The sequence below is a fragment of the Caniella muris genome, assembly GCF_943193035.1.
GTDB classification, from domain to species: Bacteria; Actinomycetota; Coriobacteriia; order Coriobacteriales; family Atopobiaceae; genus Granulimonas; species Granulimonas faecalis.
This window is the reverse complement of the sequence record NZ_CALPCK010000001.1, coordinates 911,807-930,777: the sequence shown is the minus strand read 5'-3', so window position 1 is coordinate 930,777 and position 18,971 is coordinate 911,807. Positions and strand designations below refer to the sequence as shown.

Sequence of the window (18,971 nt, the reverse complement as noted above, 5' to 3'; positions counted from 1 at the left end):
CGCCCCGGCCGGGGACCGTCGCGCCCCGGCCGCGCGAGCCCCGCCGGCCCACAGAAAAGGGCGCCGCAGCCGCTGCGACGCCCCTCTCCCATGGCCCATGGTAGGTTCCCTTACTCAGGCCCTCTGCCGGTCACCGCCTCTTCTCCAGAGCATGACCGTCGCCGACGCCCCCGCGACCGTCGCCGCCAGCGCGACGAGGGACGCCGTCAGGTCGCCGTCCCCGGTCGCTGGCACGAGCGCCCTGCCCAGGGCTGCGGGCACCGTGTCGGCGGCGCGGGCCTGGGCGCCCCTTCTGACGGCGGCTCCCTGCTGCCGGCCAGGGTCGGCGGGGTCGGGGGCCGTACGGTCGGGAGGGGTGGGGCCGGGAGGCGTGCCCGGGTCGCCCTTGGGGTCGCTCTTCGGGTCCTCCCGTGCCGCGTTGGTCACGGTGAAGCCCTGGGCGGCGTCGCCGGTCACCGTGGAGTCGTAGCCCTCCACGGGGTCCTCCGCCACTGTATAGGAGATCTCATGGCCGTCGACGGCCGTCTTGCGGAGCCCGTCGAAGCTGCCCCTCCACCCCGTGGATTCGTCCAGCACCAGCGACTTCCCTGCGTCGATGCCGTCGGCGAGCAGTCTCATCGTCACAGGGCCGGCCGCCGCGCCCTCCCAGACCTTCGTCACGGGGACGGAGACGGTCTCGGGGTCGTTGGCCACAGCCACCGGGATCTCGCCGCCCTCGGAGGGCACCTGCACCTCCCGCTCGCGCCCGTCCGAGACGTAGCCTGCGGGCGCCTTGCTCTCGCGCACCGTGTACGTGCCGGGTGCGAGGCTGCCCGTGAGGGCAGTGCCGTCCGTGCCGGTGGTGAGCTCGGACGCGGAGCCGTCGGACCCCCTCACCTCGAACACGGCGCCGGCGAGCGGCCGGCCGTCGTCCGAGGCGGTCTTCTCGATGCGGATTCTGCCGCCGAGCTCGCCCTGGCCGCTGCCGCCTGAGTCGGAGGACCGCACCTCCGAGGAGCTGCCCTGCCCGCGCTCGGCGGACTGGAGCCGCGCGCTGTTGCGGAGGGTCGTGCCGCGCGTGTAGGTCGTCCGGTAGGTGAGCTGGTACGACTCGCCGTGCAGGTCGTCGAGGTCGAGGGAGAAGGACCGCCCGTCCTGGGCCGTGGAGAGGCGCCCGGCGAGGTCCACGGTGCGCACCACGCGGGTGACGTGCCCCTTGGCGTCCATCTCCACCTGACGGAGCACGAAGCTGCCCGGCACGTAGGTGTCGGCGCCGGACCCCTCGCTCAGGGAGTCGTCCACCCGCGCCCCCGTGAGGTCGGCGCCCCGGTGGTTGATGCGCATGGTCCAGCTGGCGGTGGGGGAGCCGTTGTCGGGGGAGCCCCACTTGGCCAGCACCTCGTCCTGGATGTCGCGGTCACCGAACACCTCGACCTCCATGGACGTCACCTTGCCGCCCACCGTCGCCTGGACGGTGTTGCGGCCGTCCATGTTCAGCCGGCTCTGGACGAACGAGGCCGCCAGGTAGATGGACCCTTTGACGTTTCTTCTGCCCTCCACCCAGTCCGTGAACGTCACCCGCACGGTCCCGCCGCCCTCCGGGTTCGGGTCCACGTGGGCCCGCGCGACCACGGTCGTGCCGTCCTCGCCGTAGAGGTCGAAGTCCCTCGCGGCGCTGTCCTCGGGGAACCGCATCTGGTCGGGGAGGGTCATGTCGAAGTGGTCGCCGGCCCGGAGCCCCTGGCCGGCCGCCGAGGCGTCCCAGGTCATGGCGAGGTAGAAGCGGGAGGCGTAGTAGACTCGGTCCACGTCGCGGTGGCTCAGGTCCTGTATGGAGAAGTGCTCCACGGCCACGTCGACCGGCTGCGTGGCCGACGCCTCGCGCGCCGTCGCCACGGTCCCGGCACCGAGGAGGGCGATGGTCGCCGCCAGCGCCCCAAAGACCACGTATACGATCATCGTTCTTCTCATATTGCATATCCTCCATTCCCTCCTGTGCCGAATGCGCACAGGTAATCAGCCCTGTGCTACAATGGCAAAGGAGAACAGGCGCAACCATTTGCGCATTTTTAGGTTAAAGATATGCAAAGATTAACGTGGGGACCGCAGATTTCGCAAGGGTCCCTCGCGGTAAAATATCAATGTATTTAAACTTGTCCAAGCATGGTGGAGAACCGGTGCGGCCCCATCGCCGCCGACCCATGGGAAAGGGGCGCCGCACCCCGTGCGACGCCCCTTCGGGCCAGGTACCTGTCACGGGCGGCCGGCACCGCTCCTCTTGAGCCGCTCCTGGGCCGCTCAGCGGTCCTCGCAGCCGCCCTCCAGCGCCTCCAGGACGGAGTCGCGGTCGTCGCCGAGGAGGTCGGCGAGGGTCTTGGAGTCCAGGAACGCGGACATCACCTGCCCGAGCTCCTGCCAGAGCGGCAGGGTGGGGCAGAAGCTCGCGCGCTCGCACAGCATGCCGTGGCTGCAGTCCAGGCACGCCACGGGCGCCAGCGGGCCGTTCTCGGCCACGCGGAGCACGGAGCCCACGGTGTACCCGGACGGGTCGCGGGAGAGGCGGTAGCCGCCGCCCTTGCCGCGCTGGCTGTCCACGAAGCCCGCCTTGGTCAGCAGCGCCATGACCTGCTCGAGGTACTTACGGGAGATCTGTTGGCGCTCGGCGATGTCGCCCAGCGACACCCAGCCGTCGTGGCACCCGAGGTCGACCATGACCCGCAGGGCGTAGCGTCCCTTGGTGGAGATGACGGCCATCTCAGGCTTCCTCGGTCGTCGTGGGGCCCTCGGCGGACCCGGACAGCATCTCGTCGAGGGTGCGCCAGGCGAGCTCGGCGCACTTCACGCGCGCGGGCATGTGGGAGATGGACTCGAGGCAGGCGGCCTCGTCGAGCTCGTCGAGCTCGTCGGCGGAGAGCTCCTCGCCGCGCACCATGCGGCCGAACAGCGAGCACAGGCGCCGGGCCTCCTCGGGGGTGCTCCCCTGGACCAGGTCGCTCATCATGTCGGCCGAGCCCTGGCTCACGGCGCAGCCGGTGCCGGTCCAGCTTGCCTCGGAGATGGTGCCGTCGTCGCCCACCTTGACGTGGAGCACGAGGTCGTCGCCGCAGCTGGGGTTGATGCCCTCGTGGGTGCAGGTGGCGTCCTCGATGGCGTAGTTGTAGTCGGGGTGCGAGACGTGCTCCAGCAGCGCCGGCGTGTACAGGTCAGCGGCTCCCATTGAAGACCCCCCATACGAACTCGAGCCCGTCGATGAGGGCGTCGATGTCTGACTTGTCGTTGTAAAAGGCCAGAGAGGCCCGGTTGGTGTTCTCCACGCCCAGGCGGAGCAGCAGCGGCTGGGCGCAGTGGTGGCCGGCGCGGATGCACACGTCCTTGCTGTCGAGCAGGCTCGAGACGTCGTGGGGGTGGATCCCCTCCACGTTGAACGCCACGACCCCGTGGCGCTCGTGCGGGTCCTCGGGCCCGTAGACGGTCACGTAGTCGAGCTCCGCCAGCCGGGCGGTGAGGTAGTCGACGAGGGCCTCCTCGCGGGCCTGGATGGCCGGGTAACCCACGGCCTCCACGTAGTCCACGGCGGTGCCGAGGGCCCCGATGCCGGCGGCGTCCTGGGTGCCGGCCTCGAACTTCTCGGGCACCGGGGCCCAGACGGCCTCGGCCTCGGTGACGGAGTCGATCATCTCGCCGCCCGTGAGGAACGGCGGCATGGCCTCGAGGAGCCCCATCCTGCCCCACAGCACGCCGACGCCCATGGGGCCGAAGACCTTGTGGGCCGAGAAGGCGAGCATGTCGCAGCCCAGCTCCTCGACGTCCACCTTCATGTGGGGCACCGACTGGGCGGCGTCCACGACCGCCTTGGCGCCCATGGCGTGGGCGCGGTCGCAGATCTTGCGGACGGGGAGCTCCACGCCCAGCACGTTGGACACGTGGGCCACGGAGACGATGCGGGCCTTGGGCCCGATCTTGGCCTCGATCTCCTCGTCGGAGAGGTGCCCCTCGGCGTCGGGGTAGAGGTAGACGAGCTCGGCGCCGGTCTCGGCGCACACCTGCTGCCAGGGGATGAGGTTGGAGTGGTGCTCCATGACGGAGATGACCACCTGGTCGCCGGGGCGGAGCAGCAGCCTGCCCAGGCAATGGGCCGCGATGTTGAGCGACTCGCTCGTGTTGCGGGTGAACACGACCTCGCGGGGGTCGGGGGCGCCGATGAGGCGCGCCACCTTGACGCGGGCCTCGTCGATGAGCTGGGTGGCCTGCACCGAGAGCTCGTAGAGGCCGCGGAGCGGGCTGGCGTTCATCTGCCGGTAGAAGTCCGCCTGGGCGTCGATGACGGCGGCGGGGCGCTGGGCCGTGGCCGCGGAGTCGAGGAAGTACAGGCCGGGGTGGTAGGAGAACAGCGGGAAGTCCGCCTTGTAGGGGTTCTTGGAGATGTCGGCGGCCACGGCGGGGGCGAGGGCGGGGGTCCCGGTGAGGGGCGCGCCGGCCTCGAGGTCGGCCGCGGGGGCGTTGGCGGCGTCGCAGGCCGAGGGGAAGGCCTCCCCGGCGGCCGCCGGGGTGCCGGCGGCGACGGTGGTCGCGGTGTCTTGCTGGGCCATGGTCACTCCTCCTCACCGGCGGCGAGGTCGGCCGCCGTACGCGCGTTCTCGGCCGCCTCGGGCCCTAGGTTCCACGACGCCCAGGCGCACACGGCCTCGGCGGCCTCCCCGCCGAGGGTGGCGGCGGCGTCGTCCACGAGGGCCGAGACCATGAGGTCGGCGGCGTCGGTCTCGGTGATGCCGCGGCATCCCAGGTAGAAGAGCTGCTCGGGGGAGAGCGAGCCGATGGTGGCGCCGTGGTTGCCCACCACGTCGTCCTCGGAGCACAGGATCACCGGCAGGGTCTTGTTGACCACGGAGTCGCCGGCGAGCACGACGGTCTCGCTCTCGGAGCCCTCGGCGCCCTTGCAGCCTCGCACGAGGTCGATGGTGGCCCGGAGCGTCTTGCGGGCGTCGCCCGTGAGCACGCCGGTGCAGGCGATGTCGGCTCGGGTCCTGCGGCCGCGGCAGCTCACCTCGTAGGAGGCGTCCACCGCCTGGCCGGCGCGGCCGATGTAGTGGAGCGACGCCTCCACGGAGGCGCCGTCGCCCGCGAGGTCCACGGCCACGCCGGTGGCCGAGCTCTCGCTGCCCAGGACGTACTGGTCGATGGCGAGCTCGGCGCCGTCGCCGAGGACGGCGCCCAGGCTGTCGATGTGGCGCTGGCCGGCCCCTTGGGCCACGAGCAGGGCCACGGAGCAGCAGGCGCCCGGCTCGAGCACGAGGCGCAGGGCGCTGCCGGTCGTTGCGGCGCCGGCCTCGTCGCCCAGGGCGAGCACGCGCACCTCTGCGGAGGCGTCGGCCCCCACGACCACCGTGGTCTGGGCCAGGGTGCCGTCGGGGGAGAGGCACGGCACGGTCACGGTGCCGCCGTCGGTGCCGGCCGGCACGCGCACGACGGTGCGCCCGGTGGCGCCGGCGTCCACCCACGCGGTGGCCTGGGTGCCGGCGCCCATGACGATGCCGCGGGCGTCGTCGGGCACCTCGGTGTCCACGAGGTCCCCCAGGGCCGTCCCGTCGGCGAGGCGGGCGGCCACGGCGTCTGCCACGGGCACCTCGAGGGAGGTCTCGTTGACGGCGAGCCAGTTCCAGGTCTGGGCCGGTGCGGGGTCCACGTGGGACAGGGTGACGGTGCCCTGCACGGTCTTCTCGTCCGCCATCAGCCGATCGCCCCTTCCATCTCGAGTTTGATGAGGTTGTTCATCTCGACGGCGTACTCCAGCGGGAGCTCCTTCGAGACGGGCTCGGCAAAGCCGTTGACCACCATGCCGCGCGCCTCCTCCTCGCCGATGCCGCGGCTCATGAGGTAGAGCACCGTGTCGTCGGAGATGCGGCCGATGGTGGCCTCGTGGCCCACCTGGGCCGTGGCGCAGCGCACGTCCATGGCCGGGATGGTGTCGGAGACCGATCGGTCGTCGAGCATGAGCGACTGGCACGACACCGTGCAGCGGGCGTTCTCGGCCTTGGGGGTGACCACCACGGAGCTGCGGAACGTGGAGACGCCGCCGCCCTTGGAGATGGACTTGGTGGACACCGTGGCGCGGCAGTCGGGCGCGGCCATGTGCACCTTGCAGCCGGTGTCGAGGTCCTGGCCGGCGCCGGCGAAGGTGATGCCGGTGAAGTCGCAGGTGGCGCCCTTGCCCATGAGGAGGCTCGACGGGTAGAGGTAGCTCACATGGCTGCCGAAGGAGCCGGAGACCCACTCGATGGAGCCGCCCTCCTCCACGCGGCAGCGCTTGGTGTTGAGGTTGTACATGTTCTTGGACCAGTTCTCGATCGTGGAGTAGCGCAGGTGCGCGCCCTTGCCCACGAAGAGCTCCACGCAGCCGGCGTGGAGGTTGGCCACGTTGTACTTGGGGGCCGAGCAGCCCTCGATGAAGTGCAGGTCGGCGCCGGGCTCCACGATGATGAGCGTGTGCTCGAACTGGCCGGCCCCCGCGGCGTTGAGGCGGAAGTAGCTCTGGAGCGGGAAGTCCAGCGACACGCCGGCGGGCACGTAGACGAACGAGCCGCCGCTCCAGACGGCGCCGTGGAGCGCGGCGAACTTGTGGTCGGTCGGCGGGACGAGCCTCATGAAGTGCTCGCGGATCATCTCCTCGTAGGGGCCGTGGAGCGCCTCCTCGATGCCGGAGTAGACCACGCCCTGCTCGGCGACCTCCTCGCGCATGTTGTGGTAGACGAGCTCGGAGTCGTACTGGGCGCCCACGCCGGCCAGGCTGGTGCGCTCGGCCTCCGGGATGCCCAGGCGCTCGAAGGTGTCCTTGATGTCCTCGGGGACCTCGTCCCAGGAGTCGGCCTGCTTGGAGCCGGAGGTGACGTAGGTGGAGATGTTGGCCATGTCGAGGCCCTCGATGGAGGGGCCCCAGTTGGCGGGCATGGGGGTGCGCTCGTAGATCTGGAGGGAGCGCAGGCGCAGGTCGAGCATCCACTGGGGCTCGTCCTTGCGGCGGCTGATGTCCTCCACGATCTCGGGCGACAGGCCGTCGGCGAAGCGCTCGTAGCCCTCCTCGCTCTTCACGAAGTCGTAGAGGCTGCGGTCGACGTCCTCCACCTCGGTGCGGGCGCGCTCACGGGTCTCTGCCATGGGCTAGGCCTCCTTAGGGAGGGCGGCCTCGTACTCCTCGAAGCCGTTGGCGTCGATGTGCGCGATGAGGGCGGCGTCGCCGGTGGCGACGATGGAGCCGTCCACCATGACGTGGGTCTCGTCGACGTCGAGGCGCTCGAGGATGCGGGTGTTGTGGGTGATGACGATGAGGGAGCCGTCGCACTGCTCGCGGTAGGCCTGGATGCCGCGGGAGACCACGCCGAGGGCGTCGACGTCGAGGCCGGAGTCGGTCTCGTCGAGGATGGCCAGGCGCGGCTGGAGGAGGAGAAGCTGGAGCATCTCCACCTTCTTCTTCTCGCCGCCGGAGAAGCCCACGCCCAGCTCGCGGGTGAGGTAGGCGGTGTCCATGTCGAGCTGCTCGGCGAGCTCGGTGACGCGGCGGCGGAACTGGCGGGCGGTCATCTTGAGTTCGGGGCGCTTCTGGCAGATGGTGCGCAGGAAGCTGTACAGCGGCACGCCGGGGATCTCCACGGGTGCCTGGAACGAGAGGAAGATGCCGGCGAGGGAGCGCTTGTCCACCGGGAGGCCGGTGATGTCCTCGCCGTCGAAGCCGATGGAGCCGCCGGTCACGGTGTAGGCGGGGTCGCCCATGATCACGTGGCCGAGGGTGGACTTTCCGGCGCCGTTGGGGCCCATGAGCACGTGGCACGTGCCGGGGTCCACGTCGAGGTCAACGCCGTGGAGGATGGGCTTGTCGTCGGCGGAGGCCGAGAGGTCCCTGACGCTCAGAAGGGGGGTAGGCATGCTTGGTCCTTGCCTCGGGATGTGCGGTACCCGAACAAAATACCCCTTTGAGAGTGGGAATATAAGCCCCGTCTTCCGTGCGCGTGCCCCACACATCCGCTCACCCGTGGTAGGATGGCGGGACCGTATCCCTTGTTTTCCGAGGAGTTGAGGCGAAGTGGCTGCCAGGAGGCTTATCGAGCATTAGGTGACCCGGACCTGTCCGCGGTGCCTGATGCGCCCCCGGCCCTGCAGCCCCCTTCCTCCTTGGAGTCCCCATGGCCCATAGCCCGTTCCCTGCCGCCCCGTCCGCCGAGGCGAGGCTCTTCGTCTCCCGCCTTCTCGCCCGCATGGGGGTGGAGGTCAGCTACTTCATCGGCGTCTTCGGCACCGCCACCTACACCATGGGGGCCGACGCCTTCGCCATCTCGGGCATGATGCTCGTGGGCAACCTCTTCATCGTCGTGGGCACCGCCCTGGCCGGCCCCGTGGTGGACCGCGTGGGGCCGCGCCGCTGCCTCATGGGCTCCCTCGGGCTCACGGCCTGCATCTTCGCGGCCTACGCGCTCGTGGACGACTCCATGGGCCTGCTCGTGGCGTTCCTCGCGTGCTGGTCGCTGTTCATCGGCTTCACCAACACGGGGTCCACCTACCCGCCGTACCTGGTGGGGGAGGAGGGCCTCAAGCGCTGCAACGGCCTGATGTCCGTGGCCACCTACGGCGCCATCGTGGCGGGTCCCGTGCTGGGTGCCGCCGTGTGCTCGGTGTGGTCCGTCAAGGCGGTCTTCCCGCTGGCCGCGCTCTTCTTCGCGGCCGCCGTGGCGGTCACGGGGGCCAACCCTGAGCGCCGCCGGCCGGACGCCGCCCCTGCCGGGGAGGGGACCGCCGAGGGCGGCCGCGGGCGCTACCTGCTGGAGGGGTTCCGCGCCACGTTCACGAGCCGCACCCTGGCGCTGCTGTTCCTGCTGGGGTTCTTCGGCTACTTCTCGTTCGGCGCGTTCGACTCGCTGGAGTCCATCTTCTACCGCGACGTCCTGGCGGTCCCGGTGGAGTTCCTGGGCTGGCTCACGGCCGCGGTGGGGTTGGGCTGCGTGTGCGGCTCGGTGGCCATGATGCGGCTGCCCCGCGAGCGGCTCACCGTGCGCGCGTGCGCCCTCATGCTCTGCCTCGTGGGTGTGGGCAGCGTGGTCTACGTGGGCACCGGGCTCTGGCAGGTGGCGGCCGTGGGCCAGTTCCTGTGCGGCCTGGGCTTCGGCATGCTCGGCCCCACGCGCGACATGCTCGTGCAGGAGATGAGCTCGCTCGACGTGTGCGGCCGCGTGGTCTCGGTCATGCAGCTGGGCCTGCAGCTGGCCGGCGTGGTGCCGCTCTTCTTCGCGCCTTTTCTGGCCGAGGCCTTCGGCGTGCAGCCGGTGCTCGTCTGCGCCGCCGTCGTGGCCGCGTCCGTGGGCGCCGGCTTCTACCTGGCGGTTCCCCGCGTGCTGGGCCGTGGCGCCCGGCCGGGGAAATAAACTCATAAATAAATAGATGCCATCTCTTTAGGGTGATGCCGGCGTTTCCTCAGTGGCCGATAATCCCGGCTGTTGCCGGCTCCCCTAAAGAGGTATAAGGGCCGGTGACAGAAGGGACGTCGGCGACAGGGGGGTCCGGTGGGGCAGGCGCGCGCAGGTTGGTACGCGGCAACAGGCAGGTTCATCGGCGGCCACATGGCCTTCATCGCCCCCATCTGCGTGGTCGTGGGTGTGACGTTTGCCCGCTGGATCTCTCCTGTCGAGGCCCTGGTGCCGGCGCTCTTTGCCGTCATGACGTTCCAGGGCGCCCTCAACAACCGGTTCCGCGAGGTGGCCGAGGTCTTCCGCCACCCTCTGCTTCTCCTGCTGGTGCCGGCGGTCTCCCTCGTGCTCATGCCCTCGGTGGCGTGCCTGCTCGCCCGGCTGCTCTTTGCCGACGACCCCCAGGTGGTCTGCGGCATCGTTTTGGAGTACTGCGTGCCCGTGGGTGTGGTGAGCTACATGTGGGTGGGCATGTACGGCGGCAACCGCAGCCTGGCCCTCGCGCTCATCCTGCTCACCACCGTGGCGGCGCCGTTCACCATCCCGCTCTCCCTCGAGGCCCTGCTCGGCGCCACCGTGGAGCTCGACGTGGCCGCCATGATGGGCCGCATGCTCACGATGATCGCCGTTCCCGCCGTGCTGGGCATGGTGGTGAACGACGCCACCCGCGGCTGGGGCGAGCGGGTGCTCTCGCCGGCGCTGGGCCCGGCGGCGCGGGTGCTCCTCGTGGTCATCATCACCGCCAACAGCACCGGCATGGCGCCGTACCTCGCCACGGTCACGGCCGAGACGTTCTGCGTGGCCGGGTTCGTCCTGCTGTTTGCCACCGGCGGGTTCGCCCTGGGCTACCTGCTGGCCCGGGCCCTGCGCCGCGACGCCGCCGACACCGTCACGGCCTGCTTCTGCTGCGGCATCCGCAACATCAGCGCCGGTGCCGTGATCGCCGCGCAGTTCTTCCCGGGCCCGGCGGTCTTCGCCGTCATGATGGGCACGCTGTTCCAGCAGGTGTTGGCCGGCCTCATGGGCAAGGCGCTCGGGAGGCTGGTGGACGCGGCCGAGGAGTGAGCGGGGCCGGGGTGCCCTCGGTGAGCGGTCCCCTTCGGTGGGTGCGACCGGGCCCTTGAGTGAGCGAAAACCCGCTCACGGAGCCTCTGTGCGCGCCCCGTCCGCTCGCTGAGAGGTCCAACGGCACCCACCGAGGACCACTTGGTTCTGCGGCCGCGCACCGGGGGGCTGTCGCGCCCGTGCCACAGGCGGCTATCATGGGGACTCTTGCAGCATCCCCCCGGCAGAGCGGAGGCCCCATGGGTCGTGACACATCCTCGCCCAGGCGCGCCGACGATCGCGCCATCGCCCTGCTCGTAGCCTGCCGGCTTGTGGCCACGCTCGCCAATACCAGCTGCTTCACCGTGGGTGTGCTCGGCACGGCCGTCTACGACCTCGGCGCCACGGTGTTCGAGGTCTCCCTCCTCATGCTTGTGGTGAACCTCGCCATCGTGGTGGGCAACGCCTTGGGTGGCCTGGCGGTGGATGCCCTGGGCCCGCGCCGGGTGCTGGTGGCGGGGCTCGTCGGCTACACGCTCACCGCCGTCGTGTTCTTTGCCGTGCCGCTCTCCCTGACGGCCCTCACGGCCATCTGCGGCCTTTACTCCGCGGTCTTCGGCGCCATCGTCACGGTGTTCACGTCGCTGCCTCCCTTCGTGGTGTCCGACGCCTCCCTGGCCCGGGCCAACTCCCTCATGGCCACGGCCGAGAACGCCGCCTACATAGTGGGTCCCGCGCTCGGGGGCATGGTGGCCCTGGCGTGGTCGGCGCCCGGCTGCTTTGCCGTGCTCGGCATCGGCGGCCTTTTGGGTGTCCCCTTCGCCCTTGCCCTGCCGGCGGGGGCCGACGGCACGGGGCGCCGCGGGGTGTGCGACGGCGCGCCCGACGAGGCCTCCCGCGACCGCGGTGCCTCCTACGTCTTCCAGGGCTTCCGCCTGGCCTTCTCGACCCCGGCCCTGGCGTGCCTCGTGCCCATGGCGTTCCTGGCCTTCTTCGCCTTCGGGGCCTTCGACTCCCTGGAGACCGTCTTCTACCGGGACGTCCTTCGGGTGGGCGTCGAGTGGACCGGCTGGCTCAACGCCGTCATGGGATTGGGTGCCACGGCCGGCTCCCTGGCGCTGCTGCGGGTACCCGAGCGGCGCCAGACCGTGGGCCTCGCGGCATGGCTGGTCGCTGTGGTGGGCGCGGGCACCGTGCTCTACGTGGCCACGGCGAGCCCCTGGGTGGCCGCCTGCGGCATGGCCGTCCTGGGTTTCGGCTGGGGGCTTTTCGAGCCCCTGCTCAACCTCGTGGTGCAGCGCGACGCCCCCGAAGGCGCCGTGGGCCGCGTCATGGGGGTGCTCCAGATGGGCCAGCGCAGCTCCGGCGTGCTGCCCCTGCTTGCGGCGCCGTTTCTGGCCCAGGCCTTCGGCGTGCAGCCGGTGCTCGTGACGGCCGGGGCCGTGGCGCTGGTGGCGGGTCTGGCCTTCGTGGCGGTGGCGAGGCGCGTGGCGCCGGGCCGGTGATGCCGCGATCGAGCCGGGGAGGGAGCCGACCCCTCCCTCCCCACCTGAATGCGTCCGAGGACGACCCCTCCCGGCACCTGAACGCGGTTGAGGGTGGATTTCCTCTCCCTGAACGCGGATGAGGGCGGGTTTGCCGGGAATTCCGCCACGGGGGTCGCTCCTAACCGCGTTCAGGTGCCGGGGGCGGCCCGCCGTGCCCGTGCCGCGGCCCCACGCCCCCATGTGCGGGCCCCGCGCCCCAATCTGCATGCCCCACGCCCCCATGTGATGGGACCGTGAAGAACGACAGGTACCGGTTAAATCCCCTCGACAGGTTTGACCGGCACCTGTTAGAGTTGTCGCCATGAATAACAGGTGCCTGTTGTAAATCCGGGCACCCCCACCGCAACCGGGAGGTTCCATGTACGACAACAAAGAGCTCATGCACCGCTTTGCCAAGGTGGGCCGCATGGCCATGGGTGGCCGCGGCCGCCACGGCCACCACGGTCCCGAGGGCCACCACGGTCCCGAGGGTTCCCGCCACTGCTGCCACAGGGGCCCGGAGGGTCCCGCTCCCGAGGGCGGCCACCACGGCTCCCACGGTCGCTGCCACGGCCGTGGGCCGTCCGGCCCCATGAGCCCCATGCGGGGCCAGGGCCGCATCCTCGCCGCCCTGGCGGAGCGGGACGGTCTCACCACCCGCGACCTTGTCGAGCTGCTCGACGTCCGCCCCTCCTCGCTCAACGAGTCCCTCGGGCGCCTCGAGGCCCGCGGGCTCGTGGGGCGCAGCCAGTCGCAGGCCGACGGCCGCCAGGTGGAGGTGCGCATCACCGACACCGGCCGCGAGCTCGCCCAGGCCATGGCCGAGCGCGACCCCTCCTCCATGTTCGACTGCCTCACCGACGAGGAGCGCGAGCAGCTGGGCTCCCTTCTCGACAAGGTGATCGCCTCGGCCAAGGAGGCGCGCCCCGATCCCGAGCGGGGGACCGCGTAAGCCCCCTGCAGAGCCGTTTGGTACTTTTTGGTGCCAAACATGATGAAAACCACCAAACGGCAACCCGTTTGGTGGTTTTTCGGTCTCCGGACGAGGGAAAACCACCAAATGACCGGTGGCCGGCCTGCGGCCCCCGCCCCCGGCGCCCAACCGCAACCGTCCTAGGAAAAAGGGCCCCACATCCGGAGATGCGGGGCCCTTCGTGTCCATGGGGTCGGTCGTGCGGCCCCGGAGCGGGTTAGCGCAGGACGTTGAAGCCGTTGCGGCCGGCGTACTGGGCGGAGTCGCCGAGCTCGTCCTCGATGCGGAGGAGCTGGTTGTACTTGGCCACGCGGTCGGTGCGGGCGGGGGCACCGGTCTTGATCTGGCCGGCGTTGGTGGCGACCACGAGGTCGGCGATGGTGGTGTCCTCGGTCTCGCCGGAGCGGTGAGAGACGATGCAGGCGTACTTGTTGCGCTGGGCGAGCTCGATGGCGTCCATGGCCTCGGTGAGGGAGCCGATCTGGTTCACCTTCACGAGCAGGGCGTTGGCGGCGCCGTTGTCGATGCCCTTCTGGAGGCGCTTGACGTTGGTCACGAACAGGTCGTCACCCACGAGCTGCACCTTGTCGCCGATGCGGTCGGTGAGCTTCTTCCAGCCGTCCCAGTCCTCCTCGTCGAGGCCGTCCTCGATGGAGACGATCGGGAACTCCTCCACGAGCTCGGCCCAGTAGTCGACCATCTCGTCGGAGGTGAGGGTGCGGCCCTCGCCCTTGAGGTTGTAGGTCTTGGTCTCGGGGTCGTAGAGCTCGGAGGTGGCGGGGTCCATGGCGATCATGAAGTCCTCGCCGGGGGTGAAGCCGGCCTTGGTGATGGCCTCGACGATGAACTGCAGCGGCTCCTTGTTGTTCTTGAGGTCGGGGGCGAAGCCGCCCTCGTCGCCCACGCCGGTGCTGTGGCCGGAGTCCTTGAGGACGTTCTTCAGGGTGTGGTAGACCTGCGTGGACCAACGGAGGCACTCGGAGAAGGTGGGGGCGCCCACGGGCACGATCATGAACTCCTGGAAGTCCACGTTGTTGTCCGCGTGCACGCCGCCGTTGAGGATGTTCATCATCGGGGTGGGGAGCACGTGGGCGTTCACGCCGCCCAGGTAGTTGTAGAGCGGGAGGCCCACAGACTCGGCGGCGGCGCGGGCCACGGCCAGCGAGCAGCCGAGGATGGCGTTGGCGCCCAGCTTGCCCTTGTTGTCGGTGCCGTCGGCGGCCAGGAGGGCGGCGTCCACGGCGCGCTGGTCGCAGGCGTCCATGCCCACGAGCACGTCGGCGCACTCGTCGTTGACGTGGTTCACGGCCTCGAGGACGCCCTTGCCCATGTAGCGGTCCTTGTCGCCGTCACGCAGCTCGACGGCCTCGAACTGGCCGGTGGAGGCGCCGGAGGGAACGATGGCGCGACCCTGGGAGCCGTCCTCGAGGGTCACCTCGACCTCGACGGTGGGGTTGCCGCGGGAATCGAGAACCTCACGGCCGTAGACATCGATAATCTCTGCCATTGTTTGGAGCTCCTTTCGTGAGCGCCCGACCCGGAACTGCCCGGGTGCGGTTTTCTTTCACTGACTTTAGGCGTGCGCGGGCCGCCGTCGCGCCCGGCGTCCCCGCACTTTGGCAAACCCCGTCAGAAGTTCATAAGAAAAATGAGTGGACAGAGGCGAAAAGCGCAGCTAGTTGTGGGATGTCCAGCCGACAAGGGACAACTTCGCCGCGCGGGGGCGCCCAACGTGGACGCCATGTAACGACGGGGTCGGACCGTGGGGCGCGGCGCCGGGCCTGCACTAGAATGCGAGGGGCAGGGGGCCGCGCGGCGGCCCGCAGCTTTTTTCGACGAAGAGGGGACGCAGCCATGGCATTGAGCCAAGAGGACGTCCGCGGCATCGCCGACTATGCCCGCATCGCCTTGGAGGGCGACGAGCTTGAGGCCATGACCGCTTACATGAACGACGCGGTGGCAATGCTCGCTCCGGTCGTCGGGTTCGCCCAGGAGGCGGACCCCACCTACCATCCCATCGGCGACCTGGCCAACGTCATGCGCCCCGACGAGGTCAAGGCCGGCTTGGAGCTGGAGGACGCGCTCTACAACGCCGTCGCCGTCAAGGGCCGCTGCTTCCGTGTGCCCTCGATCATGCCCGGCGAGGCGGAGGGGGGCGACCAGTGATGGCCAACATCGACCAGCTCACGAGCTCCCAGATCGCCGCCGGCGTGGCGGCGGGCGACTTCTCTGCCACCGAGGTCTGCCACGCGGCCCTCGACGCCGTGACCCAGCGCGACCGCGACGTGGACGCGTTCCTCGAGATCACCTACGACATGGCCCTCGACCGCGCCCACGACCTCGACCGCGCCCGTGCGGCCGGCGAGGTGCTCGGCCCCCTGGCCGGCGTGCCCGTGGCCTTCAAGGACAACATGAACCTCGAGGGCTCCCACACCACGTGCGCGAGCCGCATGCTCGAGGGGTTCGACTCGCCCTACACCGCCACCTGCGTGCGCCGCATGCTCGACGCCGGCGCGCTGCCCATCGGCAAGACCAACATGGACGAGTTCGCCTTCGGCTCCTCCACCGAGACGAGCCACTTCCAGAAGACCCGCAACCCCTGGGACACCCGCCGCGTGCCCGGCGGCTCCTCGGGCGGCTCGGCCGCGGCGGTGGCCGCCGGCGAGGTCACGCTGGCCCTGGGCTCCGACACGGGCGGCTCCATCCGCCAGCCGGCGTCGTTCTGCGGCGTCGTGGGCATGAAGCCCACCTACGGCGCGGTCAGCCGCTACGGCGTCGTGGCGTTCGGCTCGTCCCTCGACCAGGTGGGCCCGTTCGGCCGCTGCGTCGAGGACGTCGCCCGTGCCATGAACGCGCTCGTGGGCCCCGGCAGGGACCCGCTCGACTCCACGAGCCAGGACGTCCCCGTGGACTTCCTGGAGCACCTCGACGACCCCGTCGAGGGCCGCACGGTGGGCGTCGTGAGCTCTCTCCTCGAGGCCGAGGGCCTCTCGCACGAGGTCAGGGAGGCCTGCGGGGCCGCCCGCCGCGCCCTCGAGGACGCCGGCGCCACCGTCGTGGACGTCGAGCTGCCCCACATCGACGCCGCCATCAACGCCTACTACGTCATCGGCCCCTGTGAGGCCTTCTCCAACCTGGCCCGCTTCGACGGCGTGCGCTACGGCTACATGGAGCAGGGCTGCGGCACGCTGGCCCGCCAGACGTCGCTGTCGCGCGCCCACGGGTTCGGCGCCGAGGCCAAGCGCCGCCAGCTCCTGGGCGCCTACCTGCTCTCCTCGGGCGTGTACGACCGCTACTACATGGGCGCCCTCTCGGCGCGCACCCTCATCGGCCGCGACTACGCCGAAGCCTTCTCCAAGGTGGACTGCCTGCTCATGCCGGTGGCCCCGCGCACGGCGTGGTTCTCCGGCGAGATGGGTGACGCCACGCAGATGTACCTGTCCGACATGTTCACCATCTCGAGCAACATCGCCGGCAACGGCTCGGTCTCGGTGCCCATGGGCCTCGGCCACGACTCGGGGATGCCCGTGTCGGTGCAGTTGCAGACCCCGGCGTTCCGCGACCGCACGCTGCTCACGTTCGCCCGTGCCCTCGAGAGGGCCGTGGGTGCCGGTACCGTGGCACCCGGCTTCGCTGGAAGGGGAGGCTCCCTGGCATGAAGACGCTGAACGAGGTGCTCAAGGACTGGGAGGCCGTCATCGGCCTCGAGGTCCATACCGAGCTCACCACCCTCGAGACCAAGATGTTCTGCGGCTGCAGGCTCAGCCACGACGACGAGCCCAACACCAACGTGTGCCCGGTGTGCCTGGGCATGCCCGGCGCGCTGCCGGTGCCCAACGAGGAGGCCATCCGCTCCGTCGTCAAGGCGGGCCTCGCCACCAACTGCACCATCGAGAAGCACTCGATGTTCTACCGCAAGCACTACTTCTATCCCGACATGGCCAAGAACTTCCAGACCACCCAGGGGCCCGTGGCGTTCTGCATGCATGGCCACCTCGACCTCGAGGTGCAGGGCCCCGGCGCCAAGGAGCGCGAGGACCGCGCCGGCCTGGAGGCGCTGGACGACGGCTACGTCGCGCCGGTGCGCATCCTGCGCATCCACATGGAGGAGGACGCGGCCAAGATGGTGCACGTGGGCGGCGAGGAGGGCCGCATCGCCAGCGCCATGGAGTCGCTCGTCGACTACAACCGCTGCGGCACCCCGCTCATCGAGCTCGTGACCGAGCCCGACCTCCGCACCCCCGAGGAGGCCCGCCTCTTCATGGAGAAGCTCCGCCGCACGTTCCTCGCCCTGGGCATCTCCGACTGCTCCATGGAGAGCGGCTCCATGCGCTGCGACGGCAACGTGAGCCTCCGGCGCCGCGGCTCCAAGGGGCTGGGCACCAAGACCGAGCTCAAGAACATCAACTCCTTCAAGAGCCTGCACGACGGGCTCGAGTACGAGATCCGGCGCCAGGCCGAGGTGCTCGAGGGCGGCGGCGAGGTCTTCCAGGAGACCCGCCACTGGGAGCCCTCCAAGAAGCGCACCGTGGTCATGCGCGTGAAGGAGACGGCCGACGACTACCGGCTGTTCCCGGACCCCGACCTCGCGCCCTTCGACCTGTCCGACGAGTTCGTCGAGGGGTGCCGCCGCGAGCTCCCCGAGCTACCCGACGCCCGCCGCGACCGCTACGTGGCCGACCTCGGCCTCAAGCGCGCCGACGCCGCCCAGCTGGCGGCCGACCCCGACGCCGCCGCGTTCTTCGACGCCGCCGTGGAGGGCGCGCCCAAGCTGGCCCAGGGCATCGCGAACCTGCTGGTGAACGACGTTGCCGGCCACCTCAACGCCGCCGGCCTGGGCTTCTCGGCGCCCGACGTCTCTCCGGCCCAGGTGGCCGGCCTCGCCGCGCTGCTCGCCGAGGACGCCATCACCGCCAGGCAGGGCCGCGAGGTCGTGGAACTCATGGCCGGCACCGACCAGACGCCCGACGCCGTCGTGGACGCCAAGGGCATGCGCCAGGTCACCGACGACGGCGCGCTGCTGCCTGTCGTGGAGGCCGTGGTGGCCGACTGCCCCGACCAGGTGGCGCAGTTCAGGGACGGCAATCAGCGCGTGGTGGGCTTCCTCGTGGGCAAGTGCATGAAGCGCGCCAAGGGCTCCGGCAACCCCAAGCGCTTCAACGAGCTGCTGGTGGAGGCCATGTCCAAGGCGCCCGCGGCGGAGGCCGAACCGGCGGCTGCGGAGAAGGGGGCGGAGAAGGCCGCCAAGCCGGCGGCCAAGCCCGCGGCGGAGAAGAGGTCCGCTGCCAAGCCGGCGGCAAAGAAGGCCGCCGCCAAGCCGGCTGCCGCAGCCAGGAAGACCGCTGCCGCCAAGAAGACCGAGGAGGCCAAGGAGCCTGCCGCGAAGGCGGCGCCGCCCAAGAAGGCAGAGCCGGCTACCGAGGAGGCGTCGTCCGCCAAGGCGGTCTCCAAGGCCAAGCCGGCCCCCAAGACGACCGGGGCAAGGAAGACCGCCACCAAGAAGACGACGGCCGCACCCAAGCCGGCCGCAGCGCCCAAGCCCTCCTCGTCCGCCAAGGCCTCCGAGGCCAAGCCCGCCAAGGCCGAGGTCGAGAAGGCCACGACCGCTTCCAAGTCGAAGCCCGCCCCCAAGGCCGCGGGGGCACCCAAGACCAAGGCCGCGACGGCACCGGCCAAGAAGGCGGCCGCCGCCGACAAGGCCCCTGCAGCCGCGGCGGAGGCCAAGCCCGCTGAGCCCAAGGCCGCGAAGTCCCCGGTCGCCCGCAAGTCCGCGGCCAAGCCGTCGGCCCGAAAGCGCCGCAGGTAACGGCGTCGGACGACCGAGCCGCCAGGCGCCCCGACCCCTCGGGAGGGTCGGGGCGCCTTCTCTTTTCCGTATCGGGGCCGGCCATGCCGAAGGCCCCTCTGGCATGGGTCTATCGACGCAAGATGGCCAAAACCCATGCCAAAGGCCCCTCTGGCATGGGTTTCCTGGCCCGACGCGCGCCAAAACCCATGCCA

At 70.5% G+C, this 18,971-nt stretch carries 14 protein-coding genes and 1 pseudogene; 7 read left to right on the top strand and 8 right to left on the bottom strand.

What is annotated here, in order from left to right; genetic code table 11:
• Nucleotides 1–114: 114 nt before the first annotated feature.
• From NFR49_RS04090 to sufC, 7 genes are all read right to left on the bottom strand, one after another.
• Entirely contained in the window at nt 115–1,950 is a 1,836-nt protein-coding gene (locus NFR49_RS04090; RefSeq protein WP_251158378.1) for an Ig-like domain-containing protein, read from the bottom strand.
• 327 nt (nt 1,951–2,277) lie between these two features.
• Nucleotides 2,278–2,733, bottom strand: coding sequence for an RrF2 family transcriptional regulator (locus tag NFR49_RS04085; protein WP_251158377.1), 456 nt, complete (start codon nt 2,731–2,733; stop codon nt 2,278–2,280).
• A 1-nt stretch (nt 2,734) separates the two neighbouring features.
• Nucleotides 2,735–3,196, bottom strand: coding sequence for a Fe-S cluster assembly sulfur transfer protein SufU (gene sufU / locus NFR49_RS04080; protein WP_251158376.1), 462 nt, complete (start codon nt 3,194–3,196; stop codon nt 2,735–2,737).
• A complete protein-coding gene (locus tag NFR49_RS04075) occupies nt 3,183–4,568 on the bottom strand; it encodes an aminotransferase class V-fold PLP-dependent enzyme (RefSeq protein ID WP_251158375.1) in 1,386 nt (461 codons plus the stop codon). The genes sufU and NFR49_RS04075 overlap by 14 nt, the downstream gene beginning before the upstream one ends.
• Nucleotides 4,569–4,570: 2 nt before the next feature.
• Nucleotides 4,571–5,707 carry a SufB/SufD family protein gene (locus NFR49_RS04070; RefSeq protein WP_251158374.1) on the bottom strand — a complete coding sequence of 379 codons (1,137 nt, stop codon included), beginning with the start codon at nt 5,705–5,707 and terminating at the stop codon, nt 4,571–4,573.
• Nucleotides 5,707–7,131 carry a Fe-S cluster assembly protein SufB gene (gene sufB / locus NFR49_RS04065; protein ID WP_251158373.1) on the bottom strand — a complete coding sequence of 475 codons (1,425 nt, stop codon included), beginning with the start codon at nt 7,129–7,131 and terminating at the stop codon, nt 5,707–5,709. Before sufB ends, NFR49_RS04070 begins: the two co-directional genes overlap by 1 nt.
• Before the next feature lie 3 nt (nt 7,132–7,134).
• Nucleotides 7,135–7,896: a Fe-S cluster assembly ATPase SufC gene (sufC, locus tag NFR49_RS04060; RefSeq protein WP_251158372.1), complete on the bottom strand. Its 762-nt coding sequence runs from the start codon at nt 7,894–7,896 to the stop codon at nt 7,135–7,137.
• Nucleotides 7,897–8,153: 257 nt separating this feature from the next.
• Between sufC and NFR49_RS04055 the strand changes: the two genes are divergently transcribed.
• From NFR49_RS04055 to NFR49_RS04040, 4 genes are all read left to right on the top strand, one after another.
• Entirely contained in the window at nt 8,154–9,386 is a 1,233-nt protein-coding gene (locus NFR49_RS04055; protein ID WP_251158371.1) for an MFS transporter, read from the top strand.
• A 195-nt stretch (nt 9,387–9,581) separates the two neighbouring features.
• On the top strand, nt 9,582–10,493 hold the full coding sequence (locus tag NFR49_RS04050) for a bile acid:sodium symporter family protein (protein WP_251158370.1): 912 nt from the start codon (nt 9,582–9,584) through the stop codon (nt 10,491–10,493).
• A gap of 239 nt (nt 10,494–10,732) precedes the next feature.
• Complete coding sequence (locus NFR49_RS04045; protein WP_251158369.1) at nt 10,733–11,977, top strand: MFS transporter; 1,245 nt, start codon at nt 10,733–10,735, stop codon at nt 11,975–11,977.
• Nucleotides 11,978–12,377: 400 nt separating this feature from the next.
• Nucleotides 12,378–12,950 (top strand): MarR family winged helix-turn-helix transcriptional regulator, encoded by a 573-nt coding sequence (locus NFR49_RS04040; protein WP_251158368.1) that lies wholly within the window; start codon nt 12,378–12,380, stop codon nt 12,948–12,950.
• Nucleotides 12,951–13,188: 238 nt separating this feature from the next.
• Here NFR49_RS04040 and eno read toward each other — a convergent pair whose 3' ends face one another.
• Nucleotides 13,189–14,478 carry a phosphopyruvate hydratase gene (gene eno, locus NFR49_RS04035; RefSeq protein ID WP_135978760.1) on the bottom strand — a complete coding sequence of 430 codons (1,290 nt, stop codon included), beginning with the start codon at nt 14,476–14,478 and terminating at the stop codon, nt 13,189–13,191.
• 347 nt (nt 14,479–14,825) lie between these two features.
• Between eno and NFR49_RS04030 the strand changes: the two genes are divergently transcribed.
• The 3 genes and pseudogenes from NFR49_RS04030 to gatB form a co-directional block, all read left to right on the top strand.
• A complete protein-coding gene (locus NFR49_RS04030) occupies nt 14,826–15,137 on the top strand; it encodes an Asp-tRNA(Asn)/Glu-tRNA(Gln) amidotransferase subunit GatC (protein WP_135978761.1) in 312 nt (103 codons plus the stop codon).
• Nucleotides 15,137–16,630, top strand: a complete 1,494-nt coding sequence (gene gatA, locus NFR49_RS04025; protein WP_251158367.1) for an Asp-tRNA(Asn)/Glu-tRNA(Gln) amidotransferase subunit GatA — start codon at nt 15,137–15,139, stop codon at nt 16,628–16,630. The genes NFR49_RS04030 and gatA overlap by 1 nt, the downstream gene beginning before the upstream one ends.
• Nucleotides 16,627–18,156, top strand: a pseudogene (gene gatB, locus NFR49_RS04020) (Asp-tRNA(Asn)/Glu-tRNA(Gln) amidotransferase subunit GatB); the annotation flags it as partial. The gene gatA and the pseudogene gatB, both read left to right, overlap by 4 nt.
• Between the last annotated feature and the right edge of the window lie 815 nt (nt 18,157–18,971).

What these genes read in the sequence shown, in the direction of transcription:
- NFR49_RS04090 (WP_251158378.1), bottom strand. Translation starts at nt 1,950, where the DNA reads ATGAGAAGAACGATGATCGTATACGTGGTCTTTGGGGCGCTGGCGGCG.
- NFR49_RS04085 (WP_251158377.1), bottom strand. Translation starts at nt 2,733, where the DNA reads ATGGCCGTCATCTCCACCAAGGGACGCTACGCCCTGCGGGTCATGGTC.
- sufU (WP_251158376.1), bottom strand. Translation starts at nt 3,196, where the DNA reads ATGGGAGCCGCTGACCTGTACACGCCGGCGCTGCTGGAGCACGTCTCG.
- NFR49_RS04075 (WP_251158375.1), bottom strand. Translation starts at nt 4,568, where the DNA reads ATGGCCCAGCAAGACACCGCGACCACCGTCGCCGCCGGCACCCCGGCG.
- NFR49_RS04070 (WP_251158374.1), bottom strand. Translation starts at nt 5,707, where the DNA reads ATGGCGGACGAGAAGACCGTGCAGGGCACCGTCACCCTGTCCCACGTG.
- sufB (WP_251158373.1), bottom strand. Translation starts at nt 7,131, where the DNA reads ATGGCAGAGACCCGTGAGCGCGCCCGCACCGAGGTGGAGGACGTCGAC.
- sufC (WP_251158372.1), bottom strand. Translation starts at nt 7,896, where the DNA reads ATGCCTACCCCCCTTCTGAGCGTCAGGGACCTCTCGGCCTCCGCCGAC.
- NFR49_RS04055 (WP_251158371.1), top strand. Translation starts at nt 8,154, where the DNA reads ATGGCCCATAGCCCGTTCCCTGCCGCCCCGTCCGCCGAGGCGAGGCTC.
- NFR49_RS04050 (WP_251158370.1), top strand. Translation starts at nt 9,582, where the DNA reads ATGGCCTTCATCGCCCCCATCTGCGTGGTCGTGGGTGTGACGTTTGCC.
- NFR49_RS04045 (WP_251158369.1), top strand. Translation starts at nt 10,733, where the DNA reads ATGGGTCGTGACACATCCTCGCCCAGGCGCGCCGACGATCGCGCCATC.
- NFR49_RS04040 (WP_251158368.1), top strand. Translation starts at nt 12,378, where the DNA reads ATGTACGACAACAAAGAGCTCATGCACCGCTTTGCCAAGGTGGGCCGC.
- eno (WP_135978760.1), bottom strand. Translation starts at nt 14,478, where the DNA reads ATGGCAGAGATTATCGATGTCTACGGCCGTGAGGTTCTCGATTCCCGC.
- NFR49_RS04030 (WP_135978761.1), top strand. Translation starts at nt 14,826, where the DNA reads ATGGCATTGAGCCAAGAGGACGTCCGCGGCATCGCCGACTATGCCCGC.
- gatA (WP_251158367.1), top strand. Translation starts at nt 15,137, where the DNA reads ATGGCCAACATCGACCAGCTCACGAGCTCCCAGATCGCCGCCGGCGTG.